Here is a 265-nt window from a genome sequence, read left to right as displayed (position 1 = left end):
CGTTGCACGCAAGCGGATCGCCTCGATGGGGTCACGTGCATCCAGCACCATCAGGTCTGCATGGCACCCGGGCGTGATGCCGTAACGCTCCAACCCAAGGATACGCGCGGGTGCTTCCGTCACCGCGGCAAAACACTGGCGCATAGCGTCTTGTCCCGTCATCTGCGCGACGTGCAAACCCATATGGGCGACCTCCAGCATGTCGCCTGAGCCCAGGCTGTACCACGGGTCCATCACGCAGTCGTGGCCAAAGGCGACGTCGATA

The 265-nt window shown here is 63.0% G+C and carries 1 protein-coding gene; it reads right to left on the bottom strand.

All coding sequences use genetic code 11. The annotated features are described in order from the left end of the window. Window positions 1-265: amidohydrolase family protein (locus RVY79_RS19980; protein WP_317466319.1), on the bottom strand; the 265-nt coding region annotated here is incomplete at both ends.

The sequence above is a fragment of the Chromohalobacter sp. HP20-39 genome, assembly GCF_033052815.1.
In the GTDB taxonomy this organism is placed as follows: Bacteria; Pseudomonadota; Gammaproteobacteria; order Pseudomonadales; family Halomonadaceae; genus Chromohalobacter.
The sequence above is the reverse complement of the archived record's forward strand: the minus strand, read 5'-3'. Positions and strand labels throughout refer to the sequence as shown.